The organism is Microbacterium sp., from assembly GCF_052102115.1.
GTDB lineage: Bacteria > Actinomycetota > Actinomycetes > Actinomycetales > Microbacteriaceae > Microbacterium.
Genome location: NZ_JBQDVP010000006.1, coordinates 55978 through 70054 on the forward strand (window position 1 = coordinate 55978; position 14077 = coordinate 70054).

At 67.1% G+C, this 14077-nt stretch carries 14 protein-coding genes; 10 read left to right on the top strand and 4 right to left on the bottom strand.

Annotated elements, in window-relative coordinates:
* The first annotated feature begins 44 nt into the window (after positions 1-44).
* From ACTICP_RS03600 to ACTICP_RS03610, 3 genes are read left to right on the top strand one after another with little or no spacing between them, the layout of a single operon-like run.
* Positions 45-923 carry a hypothetical protein gene (locus ACTICP_RS03600; RefSeq protein WP_441889584.1) on the top strand — a complete coding sequence of 293 codons (879 nt, stop codon included), beginning with the start codon at positions 45-47 and terminating at the stop codon, positions 921-923.
* Positions 920-1819, top strand: a complete 900-nt coding sequence (locus ACTICP_RS03605) for a hypothetical protein (RefSeq protein WP_441889586.1) — start codon at positions 920-922, stop codon at positions 1817-1819. The genes ACTICP_RS03600 and ACTICP_RS03605 overlap by 4 nt, the downstream gene beginning before the upstream one ends.
* Entirely contained in the window at positions 1816-2154 is a 339-nt protein-coding gene (locus tag ACTICP_RS03610) for a transcriptional regulator (protein WP_441889588.1), read from the top strand. The genes ACTICP_RS03605 and ACTICP_RS03610 overlap by 4 nt, the downstream gene beginning before the upstream one ends.
* Here ACTICP_RS03610 and ACTICP_RS03615 read toward each other — a convergent pair.
* The gene (locus ACTICP_RS03615; RefSeq protein ID WP_441889590.1) at positions 2142-3149 is read right to left on the bottom strand and encodes an isopenicillin N synthase family dioxygenase; all 1008 of its coding nucleotides are present in this window, start codon (positions 3147-3149) and stop codon (positions 2142-2144) included. The two genes, ACTICP_RS03610 and ACTICP_RS03615, sit on opposite strands and share 13 nt — an antisense overlap.
* 117 nt (positions 3150-3266) lie before the next feature.
* Between ACTICP_RS03615 and ACTICP_RS03620 the strand changes: the two genes are divergently transcribed.
* Positions 3267-3680, top strand: coding sequence for a hypothetical protein (locus ACTICP_RS03620; RefSeq protein WP_441889592.1), 414 nt, complete (start codon positions 3267-3269; stop codon positions 3678-3680).
* Here the strand turns inward: ACTICP_RS03620 and ACTICP_RS03625 are convergent, their stop codons facing one another.
* A complete protein-coding gene (locus ACTICP_RS03625) occupies positions 3681-4808 on the bottom strand; it encodes an acyltransferase family protein (protein WP_441889594.1) in 1128 nt (375 codons plus the stop codon).
* Between the two features lie 117 nt (positions 4809-4925).
* Here ACTICP_RS03625 and ACTICP_RS03630 point away from each other — a divergent pair, with 117 nt between their 5' ends.
* Positions 4926-6152, top strand: a complete 1227-nt coding sequence (locus ACTICP_RS03630; RefSeq protein WP_441889596.1) for an LLM class flavin-dependent oxidoreductase — start codon at positions 4926-4928, stop codon at positions 6150-6152.
* 2 nt (positions 6153-6154) lie between these two features.
* Positions 6155-6799: an FMN reductase gene (locus tag ACTICP_RS03635; protein ID WP_441889598.1), complete on the top strand. Its 645-nt coding sequence runs from the start codon at positions 6155-6157 to the stop codon at positions 6797-6799.
* Positions 6800-6868: 69 nt separating this feature from the next.
* Here the strand turns inward: ACTICP_RS03635 and ACTICP_RS03640 are convergent, their stop codons facing one another.
* Positions 6869-7048, bottom strand: a complete 180-nt coding sequence (locus tag ACTICP_RS03640) for a DUF5302 domain-containing protein (protein ID WP_441889600.1) — start codon at positions 7046-7048, stop codon at positions 6869-6871.
* 9 nt (positions 7049-7057) lie between these two features.
* On the bottom strand, positions 7058-7678 hold the full coding sequence (locus ACTICP_RS03645; RefSeq protein ID WP_441889602.1) for a DedA family protein: 621 nt from the start codon (positions 7676-7678) through the stop codon (positions 7058-7060).
* 154 nt (positions 7679-7832) lie between these two features.
* On the opposite strand from ACTICP_RS03645, the gene ACTICP_RS03650 reads away from it, so the two are divergent.
* The 4 genes from ACTICP_RS03650 to ACTICP_RS03665 all read left to right on the top strand — a co-directional run bounded on the left by ACTICP_RS03650 (position 7833) and on the right by ACTICP_RS03665 (position 14047).
* A complete protein-coding gene (locus ACTICP_RS03650; RefSeq protein ID WP_441889604.1) occupies positions 7833-9758 on the top strand; it encodes a GDSL-type esterase/lipase family protein in 1926 nt (641 codons plus the stop codon).
* Positions 9759-9894: 136 nt separating this feature from the next.
* On the top strand, positions 9895-12171 hold the full coding sequence (locus tag ACTICP_RS03655) for a polyribonucleotide nucleotidyltransferase (RefSeq protein WP_441889606.1): 2277 nt from the start codon (positions 9895-9897) through the stop codon (positions 12169-12171).
* A 180-nt stretch (positions 12172-12351) separates the two neighbouring features.
* Positions 12352-13377 (top strand): aldo/keto reductase, encoded by a 1026-nt coding sequence (locus ACTICP_RS03660; protein WP_441889608.1) that lies wholly within the window; start codon positions 12352-12354, stop codon positions 13375-13377.
* A gap of 67 nt (positions 13378-13444) precedes the next feature.
* Entirely contained in the window at positions 13445-14047 is a 603-nt protein-coding gene (locus tag ACTICP_RS03665) for a histidine phosphatase family protein (RefSeq protein ID WP_441889610.1), read from the top strand.
* Positions 14048-14077 lie beyond the last annotated feature (30 nt).

Below are 14077 nucleotides of genomic sequence, written 5' to 3' on the forward strand. Positions count from 1 at the left end.
GTGACTGAACTTTCCATGAGGAAAGTCGGCGGAGGAGGCCCCCGATGGATCAGCGTGACGCACCGGCATCCGTGCCACCGGAGCCGCCGTCGCCCGCTGTGGCACAGGCGTACCTCGATGGGATCGGAACCGTCGAGCAACGACGCGACGACCGCATCGACCGCCGTGCGATGGGGTGGCTGGACATCGTGAGCGGTGCCATTCTCGGCGCCTACGTGACGCTGGCGCTCAGCATGCTTCGCGGTGAAGCGGGCTCGACGTTTCTCCTCCTGCTGGTAGCCATGGGGCTGTGGATCCAGCTCAGCGCGGGCCTCCAGGAGCAAAACGGTGCCCAGCGCCGACCGACGGGGTACTCATGGTGGGGCTGGAGCGCACTGATCGTCGTCCTTGTCTCCTGCTTCGCGGCCATGTTCGTGCTCCGTCTTCTCGACGCGCAGATCCCCGAACCGTTCTTCTTCGTTCCCGGCATCATCGCCTTCGTCGTATTTCTGGCGCGCGGGGTCAGACAGTTGACACGCGCTCGTGGGTCGAGCGGGGTGAGCCGCCGTGCTCACCGCTCGTTTACTCGCGCCGAATCAACCGGAACGGCCGTGATCGGCCTGATGATGGGGGCGGCGATCGTCGTGGCGGCGGTGCCCAACGATTTCGTCTCCGCCGTGGCGACGATGGTCCTTCTGCTCGGCCTCGTCGTCTGGATCCTCAGTTACTCGAAGCCGTGGGGGCTGCCGAGCATCGGTGCCGCATGGCGCTGGCCGCACTGGGCGCTCATGGCGGTCTCCGCTGTCGTGCTCGTCATGGCCATCGCCTTTCCGACCCTGCTCGGTCCGGCCACGTGGATCGCGGCTGGCGGCGTCGGCGCGATCGTCACCGTACTCTTCGTCGTGTTGGGACGGCGTGGCGAGAGGATCGGTGAGCACGCGTGATGGAGCAGAAGCCGATGGGCGGTGCCGAGCCCCTCCTGCCGCCGACGGCAGAGGTCGCGAGTGCTTTTCTCGACGCAGCCGGCCTGGTCGAGCGGCGTCGCGAGGAGCGCATCGATCGACGGATGCTCGGCTGGTTGCACCTGATCGACGGCGCCGTGGTGGGGGCGCTTCTCTCGGCTGTGCTGGTCTCCATGCAGTGGGGGCCGCCGGGGCGGCAGATTCCACTGCTGATCATCGTGGCCCTGGTTATCTGGATGGAATGCGCCGGCGAACTCCGCGATCGGACGGGGTTCCAGCAGTCGTGGCTGCGTAGTTGGTCCGTGCCGTACCTGATCGTGTTCGTGCCGACGATGGCACTCGGGTTGATGCCACCGGGTGATCTGCCATCCGATCTTCTCGTTCTGGTGCCGTTGGTCGTGTCGCTGGTCGCATTCGGGAGTCTGGCGACGAAGCAGTGGCGATCAGCCCGCCCCGACGAAAGCGTTGTACGCGCCGAGTCTGAGCGGTTCACCGGACGTGCCGCGATCTCGACGACAGTGGTCGGAGCGCTCATCGGGGCGATGATCGCCGCTGTCGGACTCGGCGATCCCGCAAGCGGATCCGTCGTTGCGCTCGTGCTGATGTGCGTTCTGCTGGGAATCACAATCGCGAAGCGGGCATGGGCGTCCGTGCCGGGACTGGCACAAGGGTGGCGTCGGCCGCAGTGGATCGCTCTGAGCGTCGCGGCAGTGGTCTTCCTCGCTCTCATCGGCCTCGGCGCGTGGACGTCCCTCGTCACGATTCAAGTCTCGTTGTCCGCTGGAGCAGCAGTGTTTGCGATGTTCCTCGTCGTCTCGGGCATCGGAGTGGTGATGCGCGACGTCTCGTCCAACCGGCGGAATGCTGAGCACCGATGACCGGGGCGGACGATGCGCGTGCGCGCGAGCCGCATCCGCGTCTGCGCTTGGACGACAGCTTCGCCAGTCCCATCCGCTTCTCGCTGATGGCATCCCTCACGGAGGGAATCGAGATCGATTTCGGGACTCTCGCCGACATCATCCAGGCAGGAGACTCCGCCCTCAGCAAAGCGATCTCGCATCTGCAGGCAGCCGGTTACATCGCCGCGCGCAAGGGGTACGTCGGCAGCCGTCCCAGAACGTGGGTGCGCTCCACCGGTGCGGGGCAGAAAGCCTTCGCCGCGCACCTGGAGGCGCTCCGGGCAATCGTCGAGACCGGCGGTCAGACGCTCTGAGCGCCCAGCAGGTCTGCGTGGTGGATCTCGGCGACGTTCGGATGCGCCCGCAGCCGGTACCGGAGGGCGTTCTCGCCGTACAGACCGTGGATCGGGTTCGAGGACTCATCGCTCACCCCGAGCGACTCGGCTTTCAGATCTTCGGGCAGATCGATGATCGGCACCTGCGCATCGAGGGCCGGGTTGAAGAAGAACGGCACCGAGATGCGGTCGTCGGGAGCCTTCGGTGAGATCACCCGGTGGTTCGTGGCCTTGAGGTAGCCGCCGGTGGCGTACTCGAGCATCTCACCGATGTTGACGACGAACGCGCCGTCCACGGAGGGTGCATCGACCCACGCGCCGCCCCGCTCGACCTGCAGACCGCCCTTTCCCGGCTCGACCCACAGCAGCGTCAGCACGCCGCCGTCCTTGTGCGCCCCGACGCCCTGCTGAGGTTCCGGCGCATCGGTGCCGGGGTACCGCACGATCTTCATCAGTGTCGCCGGATCATCGAAACTGGAGTCGAAGTGCGACTCGTCGGCTCCCAGAACCAGTGCCCAGCTGCGCATCAGCTTGCGCGCGACGCTGCTCAGGTGCGCATGCCATTCCTCGGCGACCGTGCGCAGTTCGGGCTGGGTCGCCGGCCAGAGATTCGGCCCGACGAGCCGGTTGAACGCCGGGCCGTCGTCGACGGCATCCCGCTCCGGTCCGATGTCGATCTGCTCGCGCCAATCGACCTTTCCCTGGGTCAGCTCGCCGCCCGTGCGCGTGTAGCCGCGGAACTGCGGGCTCTTCACATTCTCGATGGCGAGCTTCTCCTCTTCGGGCAGGGCGAAGAAGTCGCGCGCCGCTTGCCGAAGACGCTCGGAGAGCTCAGGGGTCACACCGGTTCCGGTGAGGTAGAAGAACCCGACGTCATGGGTCGCGGCGCGCAGCTCGTCACGGAACTTCGCGGCCGCATCCGGTCCCTGATCGAGCAGAGAGAAGTCGAGCACGGGGAGGTTCAGATCAGCCATGCCCCGAGAGTACGTCGGGTTCGGGCACACCGGCCCGAGTGTTTCGAGAGATCTCGTCGTGGCTAACCTGGACGCGTGCCTCGACTGTGGATTGCGCTTCGTTTGTTACTGCCGGCCATGTGGATCGGGCTGATCGTGGGCTTGAGCTTCATGGAGACGCCGCTGAAGTTCCTGGCACCCGGGATCACCACGGCGCTGGGCCTCGGAGTCGGGCGACTGGTGTTCATCGCGCTGTCGGTGGCGGGATGGATCATCCTGCTCGTGCTGACGCTGATCGGCCAGGCCCGCCCGCGTGAGTCGCGGCGCGGTTGGTTGCTGATCGGCGCGATGTGGCTCGTGATGATCGTCGAATCGTTCGTCATCCGACCCGCGCTCGCGGCGCGCAGCGACGTCATCATCGCCGGCGGGGATCCCGGTGAATCCTGGCTGCACTACGGTTACATCGCCGCGGAACTGCTGCTGCTGGTGGTGCTGATCTGGTACGTCGCGCATGCGACGAGACACATCCGTGCGGACGCACCCGCCGCGTGATCAGCGGTCTCTTGGGCGGCGCGATCCGGTCGGGTCTTCTCGGCGAGATGTCTCCGCGAGGCGTTCGTCCGAGAACAGCCAGCGTGCCCGCGGTTCGACCAGGGGCCGGAACACCCAGCGTACGGGTTTGGTGGCAAGCACAAGGGCGATCGCGACCGAGAGCACGATGACGCTCGGCAGCCAGATCCAGGTCGGCTCCGCGTCGCGAAGGATGCCGGATTCGCGGAACGGGTACAGCACGAACGAGTGCAGCAGATAGACGTACATCGTGTATTGACCGAACGTCGTCCACCAGTGGTTTCCTCGGGGGATGAGCGCGAAGAAGGCAACGCTCAGCACCAGGCCGATGAGGATCAGCAGCAGGCGGATGCCGCCGGACCACCACTCCGGCGAGCCCAAATCGGAGTATGAGTCGTTGTAGAAGAACCAGGTGTCGAGGTCGACGCCCTTCCAGACGTTCACCCAGTTCCACGCGATGAAACCGACGATGCCGAAGACGAGCACGGCGATGGCGCGCAGCCACCACGGGCGGAAATCGATCAGCCGCAGCCGGTTCACGAGGTCGTGCTCATGCACCCACCAGCCGAGCACGAAGAACGGCAGGAAGCCGAGGGTGCGCGAGAGCGAGAACGTGCTGTCGACGTTCGGTAGGTATCCGGCGCCGACGGAGATGAGCACCGCCCACACCAGCGGCCAACGCAGCAGCGCCAGATACGGGAGAACCAGCCGGAAGATGCCGAGCGCGAGCAGGAACCACAGCGTCCACGACGGCTGCGTGAGGTTCGGATTCGCCTCGCCCTTGAACGCCCACTTGGTGAGGGTCCACAGCAGCTCGAAGATGACGTACGGCACGAGGATGTCGGTGATCACCCGCGACATCTGCCGCTTGGTCGGCGGCGTCGACTTCGAGAAGTAGCCGGCGATGATCGCGAACGCCGGCATGTGGAACGCGTAGATCGACAGATACAGCGCCATCGCGATGTCGGAGTCGTAGGTGAGGCGCTGGATCGCGTGGCCGAGCACGACGAGGATGATGCAGGCGTATCGTGCGTTGTCCCAGAACGGAACGCGCCTGCGCGGTCGGACGGCCGAGCCGGAGAACGCTCCGGTCTGTGGGGTACTGCTCATCCCCCGAGGGTATCGGTCGGGAATAGAGTTGCCTGGGTTGCGTTGCAACAGATACATTCAGTTGCATAGAGACACGGATGTCACCGCATCCGCCCCGAGAACCCGGAGCATCACATCATGAGCGACCAGGCCCAGACTTCAGGCATCCAGTTCGGACTTTTCACCGTCAGTGACGTCACCCAGAACCCGGTCACGGGGGAGACCCCCAGCGAGCGCCAGAAGATCAAGGACGCTCTCACGATCGCCAAGCACGCTGAAGAGGTCGGTCTCGACGTCTACGCGGTCGGCGAGCACCACAACCCGCCGTTCTGGTCGTCGTCGCCGACCACGACCATCGCCGCGATCGCCGCGCAGACCGAGCGCATCATCCTGTCGACCTCGACGACGCTGATCACCACGAACGACCCGGTGAAGATCGCCGAGGACTTCGCGATGCTGCAGCACATCTCCGACGGCCGCACCGACCTCATGCTCGGCCGCGGCAACACCGGCCCCGTCTACCCGTGGTTCGGTCAGGACATTCGCCAGGGTCTGCCGCTTGCCATCGAGCACTATGCGCTGCTGCGCAAGCTCTGGGATGAGGATGTCGTCGACTGGGAGGGCAAGTTCCGCACGCCGCTGCAGGGCTTCACCTCCACCCCGCGTCCGCTCGACGGCGTGGCTCCGTTCGTGTGGCACGGCTCGATCCGCACTCCGGAGATCGCCGAGCAGGCCGCGTACTACGGCGACGGCTTCTTCGCGAACAACATCTTCTGGCCCAAGGAGCACTACCAGCGCCTGATCGAGCTGTACCGTCAGCGTTTCGCGCACTACGGCCACGGCACGCCCGAGCAAGCCATTGTCGGTATCGGCGGGCAGGTGTTCATGCGTGCCAATTCGCAGGATGCCGTGAACGAGTTCCGGCCGTACTTCGACAACGCGCCCGTCTACGGTCACGGCCCCAGCATGGAGGACTTCACCGAGATGACCCCGTTGACGGTCGGTTCGCCGCAGCAGGTCATCGACCGCTACGCCGCGATGCGCGACACGTTCGGCGATTACCAGCGCCAGTTGTTCCTCATCGATCACGCAGGTCTCCCGCTGAAGATCGTGCTGGAGCAGCTCGACATCCTCGGCGGCGAAGTGGTGCCCGTTCTGCGCAGAGAGCTGGCGAAGAACCGTCCCGCGAGCGTTCCGGATGCTCCCACCCATGCCGCCCGCGTCAGGGCGGTCTACGGCGACGGGCCGGCTCGCGAGGCACGCCCCGGCATCAACCGCGGCGACAACCTCACCGCAGGATCCCCGTACCAGGACACCCCCGAACCCGCGGGTGCCGCATTCGGCCTCGGCCGGAAGGGAGTCTGATTATGGCAGAGCGCCGTGTCGCCGTCATCTCGGCCGGACTCTCGAACCCGTCATCGACGCGGATGCTGGCGGACAGGCTCGCCGCGGAGACCGTGAAGCAGCTCGCCGAGCGCGACATCGAAGCCACCGTCGACGTGATCGAACTGCGCGACCTCGCGCACGCCATCACCGATAACCTGCTCACCGGCTTCGCGCCGGCGGCGCTGGAGTCGGCGATCAACTCGGTGTACTCGGCCGATGCGCTGATCGCGGTGACGCCGATCTTCTCCACGAGCTACTCCGGGCTGTTCAAGTCGTTCATCGACGTGCTCGACCCGGATGCTCTCACCGGAAAGCCCGTGCTGATCGGTGCGAACGCCGGCACGCCACGGCACTCGCTCGCGATCGACTACGCGATCCGGCCGCTGTTCGCATACCTGCACGCCGAGGCGGTCTCGACGGGCGTGTTCGCGGCATCCAGCGATTGGGGCGGCGGGGGAGACGACGTCGCACCCCTGAGCGCGCGCATCGAGAAGGGTGCGCGAGAGCTGGCCGAGGCTGTCGCCCGTAAGGATGCCGTCACCACGAACGACCCATTCGACCCGGCCACCTACCTCGGCGAGGGGCGATCGTTCGGGCACCTGCTGGGCGGACTCGCGGGCGAGTGATGCGGGCCTCGGTGACCCCGTGGCATGAGGAAGGCGCCGGACTTGTACGGTCCGGCGCCTTCTCGATGGTCAACCGCTCTTGCGTCGGAACTCGCGCCGCGTCTGCGGTGCGTTCACCGACTGGACGGCGGATTCGCCATCCAGGTGCGACTCTCCGTCGCGATGGTGAGCGTTCTTCTTCTCGAGCGCTTCTTTGAACTTGCGCTTCATCTCCTCAGATGGAGTGTCGGCGCCTTCTTCGGTGCTCATGCACTCAGCCTAGTCCGGCTCGACCGGTGACGGGTAGGTCGATCGGCGGCGCGCCCGACGGCGGATCACCAGGTCGATCAGGGCTCCGACCGCGATGGCGACCAGCACGGAAACCACGATCGCGACCACGGGACCGCCCGGGAGGATCGCCGCGAAGACGGCTCCCACCGCGGCCTGGTATGTCGCCCAGCCGAATGCTGCCAGGGCGACCAGGCCGGCGTACCGGGGGATGGGGATGCGCGTCGCCCCGGCCACGAGGTTGACGGCCAGACGTGCGAACGGAATGAATCGTGCCGTGAACAGCACCACCGCGGTGCCCGACTCCAGCCGAGCCCGTGCCCATTCTCTGGCGCGCTGCACCCGCGGAGCCTGCATCCAACGCCAGCGCTCGACGCCGGCCCATCGTCCGAGCCCGTAGCAGAGCATGTCTCCGCCTGCTGCGGCCACGGCGGCGCAGGCGATCACCGCCCATAGCGGCGGCGCGCCGGACGATATCGACAGCGCGCCGAGCGCGGTGACGGCGATCTCACCCGGGACGATGACGAAGAACGCATCTCCGAGCACGAGCAGCGTCATCACGATCAGTGCCCACGGTCCGTGGACGGCGTCGAGGAGCACGTCTGGAATCACCTCATAACCCTGCGCCTCCGAGGTGAACGGAAACCGAATCGAGGACAGCCGGTGAAGGAAAGTCGTGCAACCGGTGAACTCTCGGTAGCTCGGGTCGTCGTGGCGCGGAAAGGGGCGAATCGCCGGGCATCCTGACATCGTGAGAGTCGCGATCGTGACCGAATCCTTCCTGCCGCACATGAACGGTGTGACAGGGTCTGTGCTGCAGATCCTGCGACACCTCGAACGCACGGGGCACGAGGCCCACGTGATCGCCCCGGATGCCGTCGGCATTCCGTCCGAGATGCACGGCTCGACGATCGAACCGGTGGCGAGCATCGCCCTTCCCGGGTACCGCAACGTGCGCGTCGGCGCCGCCACGGCGCATCGTGTCGCCGAATCGCTGTCGCGGTTCCGGCCCGACGTCGTCCATCTCGCCTCGCCCTTCGCGCTCGGCTGGCGGGGCGTTCTCGCTGCTGGCCGTCTCGGGCTCCCGTCCGTCGCCGCCTATCAGACCGATGTCGCCGCCTACACGGAGCGCTACCGGGTCGCGGCCACGACGAACTTCGCGCAGAGCCACATCCTTCGCCTGCATCGCCGCGCCACGCTCACCCTGGCCCCCTCGTCGGAATCCGAGCAGCAGCTGACCGGGCTCGGTGTCGATCGCATCCGGCGCTGGGGGCGGGGCGTGGATGCTGAGCGCTTCCACCCAGGGGCGCGCGACGAGCAGTGGCCCTACGCAGCGCCCGACGAGGTCATCGTCGGCTACGTCGGCCGCCTTGCGGCCGAGAAGCAGGTCGAGGATCTGCGAGTGCTGCACGATGCCCCCGGCATCCGCTTGGTGATCGTCGGCGACGGACCGTCCCGCGCACGTCTGCAGGCGCTCATGCCGGATGCTGCGTTCCTCGGGCACCTGGATGGCGATGAGCTCGCCACGGCGATGGCGTCCTTCGACATCTTCGTGCACCCGGGCGAGAGTGAGACGTTCGGGCAGACGCTGCAGGAGGCGCACGCCAGCGGCGTGCCGATCGTGGCCACCGGTCGCGGCGGCCCGCTCGACCTGATCCGCATGGGCATCGACGGCTGGCTGTACCGGCCGGGGGACCTCGACGACCTGCACATGCGGGTCACCGACCTCGCGGGAGATACGCGCAAGCGCCGCGCCTTCGGTGTGGCGGGACGCACAGCCGTCGAGGGGCGCAGCTGGCAGGCCGTGTGCGATCAGCTGCTCGGTCACTTCGAAGAGGCGCGCGGACTGCACCTCGTCGATCGGGGTCTGCGGGCCGCGCGGGTGCGCCGACCGGAGCCCTCGCAGGCGGTCGGCGCGAAGCGCTGGCAGCGTTTCGTCGCCCTCGGCGACTCGCTCACCGAGGGGCTGTGCGATCCCGCGCCCGACGGCGCTCTCCGCGGGTGGGCCGATCGTCTTGCCCTGCTGCTGTCCGCCCGCGGCGGCATCCATTACGCCAACCTCGCCGTGCGCTCGCGGCGGGTCCGCGACGTGCATGGCGACCAGCTCGCCAGAGCACGCGAGCTGCGACCGGATCTCGTGTCGATCCTCATCGGCGCGAACGATCTGGTGAAATCGCATGCCGACGTGCCGGCGCTGGCCGCCCGCGTCGATGAGACGGTGCGGGTGCTCCGCGAGGATGGTGCCGACGTGCTGCTGGTGACGCCGTTCCTGCCGGAGCGTCGTGCCGCACGTCTGTTCACCGCCCGCTTTGCGGCATTCGCCAGCGAGCTCGCCGCCATCGCCGAGCGTCACGGGGCGATCCTGCTCGATACCGACCTGCACCCCGCGCTCGCCTCGCGCCCGAACTGGGGCGAGGACCTCGTGCACCTGGGGAGCCGAGGCCACCGCTTCCTCGCCTACTGCGCCGGTGACCTGCTCGGCGTGCCTCATGCCGAGACGCTCGGGGCGCTCGACCAAGTGCTGCACGACGTCGATGCCACGAGCAGGGCGGTGTGGTGGCGCGAGCACGCTCTGCCGTGGGTGTGGCGGCGCATGCGCGGTCGTGTCGCCGGCGACGGGCGGGTGGCCAAGCACGACGACTACGTGTACATCGGACGATCCTCGAGCATGCGCAGCGTCGAAGTGCGCTGACGCGGGATGTTCAGCGCTGCGCTGATAGGCTGAAACTGGATTGCTGTGCGCAGTCCGCGTGCGCGCGTGCGCACGGGTACGTATGATCTCGGCCGTCACACGGACGGACGAGTCTAAACAAAGAAGGAGAGACCTCTTGGAAGGTCCTGAAATCACCGCCGCCGAGGCCGTTCTCGATAACGGCCGCTTCGGCACCCGCACTGTCCGCTTCGAAACCGGTCGCCTCGCTCAGCAGGCCCAGGGATCGGTTGCGGCTTACCTCGATGGAGAGACGATGATTCTCTCCGCAACCAGCGCGGGCAAGCACCCGCGCGAAGGATTCGACTTCTTCCCGCTGACCGTCGACGTCGAAGAGCGCTCGTACGCAGCAGGCAAGATCCCCGGCTCGTTCTTCCGTCGTGAGGGACGCCCCTCGACCGAGGCGATCCTCGTGTGCCGTCTGATCGACCGTCCGCTGCGTCCGTCGTTCGTCGACGGCCTGCGCAACGAGGTCCAGATCGTCATCACCGTGCTGTCGATCGCCCCTGGTGAGTACTACGACGCGCTTGCGATCAACGCCGCGTCCGCGTCGACGCAGATCTCGGGTCTGCCGTTCTCCGGCCCCATCGCCGGTGTGCGCCTGGCGCTCATCCCCGGTCAGGGCGAGCACGCTGACCAGTGGGTCGCGTTCCCGAACGAGGCTCAGGTCGACGAGGCCGTGTTCGACCTCATGGTCGCCGGTCGTGTCGTCAAGAAGGCCGATGGCTCTGAAGACGTCGCCATCATGATGGTCGAGGCCGAAGCCACCGAGCACAGCTGGAACCTCATCAAGGGCGGCGCCGTCAAGCCCAGCGAAGACGTGGTCGCCGCTGGTCTCGAGGCCGCGAAGCCGTTCCTGAAGCAGCTCGTCGAGGCGCAGTCCGAGATGGCCGCGCACTCGTCGAAGGAGCCCGGCGTCTACCCGGTCTTCCCGGCGTACGAGCAGGCCACCTTCGACTTCGTCGCCGCGTCCGCCACGGCCGACCTCGAGAAGGTCTACCAGATCGCCGACAAGCAGGAGCGTCAGACCGCCGACGACGAGGTCAAGGACCGCGTCAAGGCAGAGGTCGCCGCCGCGATCGAGGCCGGCACGCTGCCCGCCTCCGCCGCAGGTGAGGTGTCGGGTGCGTACAAGTCCGTCACAAAGGGCATCGTCCGTGGCCGCATCCTCTCCGAGGGCGTCCGCATGGACGGCCGCGGGCTCGCCGACATCCGTCCGCTGGACGCAGAGGTGCAGGTCATCCCGCGCGTGCACGGTTCGGCCATCTTCCAGCGCGGCGAGACCCAGATCATGGGCGTCACCACGCTGAACATGCTGAAGATGGAGCAGCAGATCGACTCGCTGTCTCCCACCACGTCGAAGCGTTACATGCACCACTACAACTTCCCGCCCTACTCGACCGGTGAGACCGGCCGCGTCGGGTCGCCGAAGCGTCGTGAGATCGGGCACGGCTTCCTCGCCGAGCGCGCACTCATGCCGGTGCTGCCCAGCCGCGAGGAGTTCCCGTACGCGATCCGCCAGGTGTCCGAGGCCCTGAGCTCGAACGGATCGACGTCGATGGGCTCGGTGTGCGCATCGACCTTGTCGCTGCTGAACGCGGGCGTGCCGCTGCGCGCGGCCGTCGCCGGAATCGCGATGGGTCTGGTCACCGACGAGGTTGACGGACAGACGCGCTACGCCGCGCTGACCGACATCCTCGGCGCGGAAGACGCTCTCGGCGACATGGACTTCAAGGTCGCAGGGACCGGTGAGTTCATCACCGCGATCCAGCTCGACACGAAGCTCGATGGCATCCCCACCGATGTGCTCTCCGGCGCGCTGACGCAGGCCAAGGATGCTCGTCTGACCATCCTGAACGTCCTCAACTCCGCGATCGATGCTCCTGATGAGATGGCGCCCACCGCGCCGCGCGTCATCAGCGTGCACATCCCGGTCGACAAGATCGGCGAACTGATCGGCCCGAAGGGCAAGACGATCAACGCGATCCAGGACGAGACCGGCGCGCAGATCTCCATCGAGGAGGACGGCACCGTCTACATCGGCGCGACCGACGGCCCCTCGGCCGAAGCGGCTCGTGCCCAGGTGAACGCGATCGCCAACCCCACCAACCCTGAGGTCGGCGAGCAGTTCCTGGGCACCGTTGTGAAGATCGCGTCCTTCGGCGCCTTCATCTCGCTGCTGCCCGGCAAGGACGGCCTCCTGCACGTCACCGAGGTGCGCAAGCTCGCCGGTGGCAAGCGCGTCGAGAACGTCGACGACGTTCTCTCGGTCGGTCAGAAGATCCTCGTGAAGATCACGAAGATCGACGACCGCGGCAAGCTCTCGCTCGAGCCCGTGCTCGACGACGCTGAGGCGCCCGCGGAGTCCGCTGAGGCGGAGACTGCCGAGGCGTAAGCTCACGAAGAAGGCCCGGATTCCACCCCTCAGGGGCGGGATCCGGGCCTTTCGTGCGCCCACTGTGATCGAAACGTTATGGGAAGTTCCTCTCTCGTTAGCGGCAATGGACGGGGACGTGATCGTTCTCCCTTACCCTCGAAGTACGCACCGGGGGGTGCGCACCCGGGGGTGGTGAGGATGCGATTGTTCGGAACGGGAGCAGCAGAGCCGGCCGCACGCGCCCAGGAGGCCGCCGAGCATCCGTCCGCTCCGATCCCCGTCGTCGGGCCCGGGGTGGGGGAGAACATCAGGATTCCGCTCGGAGACGGCGAGCTCCAGACCTTCCCTCTGATGCTCGGCGCTGCCGAGTTCGGCTGGAACGTCGATCTCGAAACCAGCCACGCGATCCTCGACCGGTACGTCGATTTCGGCGGTAACGCCGTTCACACCGCCGACGGTTTCTCGGGCGGCCGCAGCGAGCACATCATCGGCCAGTGGCTGCGCTCCCGCGGTTTCCGCGATCGCACTGTGCTCGGCGTACGCGTCGGGTCCCACGCCGACAACCCCGGGCTCGGTGCGACGAACCTCGTCCGCGCGGTCGAAGCGTCCCTCACCCGTCTCGGCGTCGAGCGAATCGATGTGATGTACCTGGACGCCACGCTCGATAGCGTCACGGATGTCGAGGACACCCTGGCGACCGTCGACTGGCTGCGCGATGCGGGCAAGGTCGGCATGGTGGGCGCATTCGGGTTCGCACCGGAGCAGCTGGTCGAAGCACGCATCCTCGCCTCGGCGGGATACCCGCGCCTGGAGGTGCTCGACGAGCCATACAATCTCCTGCGCCGTGAGGCGTTCGAGGGCGATCTCCGGCTCGTCGCCGGCGCGCAGGGGCTCGCGGTCACGCCGTCGCACGCTCTGGAGCACGGGTTCCTCTCCGGTCGACATCGCAGCAAGGCGCACGTCTCGCGCGGAGTGCGCGGCGAGCAGCTGCGCGGACACCTGAACCGTCGCGGCATCCGCATCCTCCGCGCCCTCGACCAGATCGCTGGCGAGCTCGACGCGCCCGTAGCGGCCGTTTCGATCGCCTGGCTGCTCGCGCAGCGCAGCATCGTCGCGCCCATCGTCAACAGCTTCGCGATCGAGCACGTCGACGAGCTCATGCAGGGCGCGGGCGTCGTGCTCTCTCAGGCTCACATCGCCGAGCTGACCCGCGCCGGAAACTGAGTCGCACCCGCCCGATAGGGTGGAATGACACTGTGGCGAGAGCCGACGACGACGAAGCGAGTGGGTTGTGACGCATTACATCTATCTGGTCAGACACGGTGAGCAGCGAGATGCGGAACACGGTCTCGATGATGGACCCCTCTCTCCTCGAGGGGTGCGCCAGGCCGAGCTGATCGCCGACCGGCTCTCCGGGCTCCCGCTGGACGCCGTGTGGCATTCGCCGCTGATCCGCGCCACAGAGACGGCGCGAACGATCGCTGAACGGCTGCCCTCGATCACCCCGGTGCCCTCCGCCCTGCTGTTCGACTGCGTTCCCACCGGCATGACCGAGGAGACCCCGGCCGTCTACGAACCGTTCTTCGGGGCGCTGACGGATGCTGATGTCGAGGCGGGGCGTGCGCAGATGGCTGATGCGATGAATGAATTCCTCATCCGCAAGCAGGGCGAGGTGCATGACGTGCTCATCACGCACAACTTCGTGGTCTCCTGGTTCGTCCGCGAGGTGCTCGGAGCTCCGGACTGGCGCTGGATGACGCTGAATCAGGCCAACTGCGGTCTGACCGTGATCGCCCAGAAGCCCGGCAGGCCGTGGACGCTGCTCACACACAACGATCTGGCTCACCTGCCGATGGAGCTGCGCACGGGACTTCCCGAGCAGATGCCGGTCTGAGTCCGGGCCGACCAGGTGCATAGACTGGAC

Excerpts from the sequence above, each read along its gene's own strand:
- ACTICP_RS03600 (WP_441889584.1), top strand. The coding sequence starts at position 45 with ATGGATCAGCGTGACGCACCGGCATCCGTGCCACCGGAGCCGCCGTCG.
- ACTICP_RS03610 (WP_441889588.1), top strand. The coding sequence starts at position 1,816 with ATGACCGGGGCGGACGATGCGCGTGCGCGCGAGCCGCATCCGCGTCTG.
- ACTICP_RS03615 (WP_441889590.1), bottom strand. The coding sequence starts at position 3,149 with ATGGCTGATCTGAACCTCCCCGTGCTCGACTTCTCTCTGCTCGATCAG.
- ACTICP_RS03620 (WP_441889592.1), top strand. The coding sequence starts at position 3,267 with ATGTGGATCGGGCTGATCGTGGGCTTGAGCTTCATGGAGACGCCGCTG.
- ACTICP_RS03625 (WP_441889594.1), bottom strand. The coding sequence starts at position 4,808 with ATGAGCAGTACCCCACAGACCGGAGCGTTCTCCGGCTCGGCCGTCCGA.
- ACTICP_RS03630 (WP_441889596.1), top strand. The coding sequence starts at position 4,926 with ATGAGCGACCAGGCCCAGACTTCAGGCATCCAGTTCGGACTTTTCACC.
- ACTICP_RS03635 (WP_441889598.1), top strand. The coding sequence starts at position 6,155 with ATGGCAGAGCGCCGTGTCGCCGTCATCTCGGCCGGACTCTCGAACCCG.
- ACTICP_RS03640 (WP_441889600.1), bottom strand. The coding sequence starts at position 7,048 with ATGAGCACCGAAGAAGGCGCCGACACTCCATCTGAGGAGATGAAGCGC.
- ACTICP_RS03660 (WP_441889608.1), top strand. The coding sequence starts at position 12,352 with ATGCGATTGTTCGGAACGGGAGCAGCAGAGCCGGCCGCACGCGCCCAG.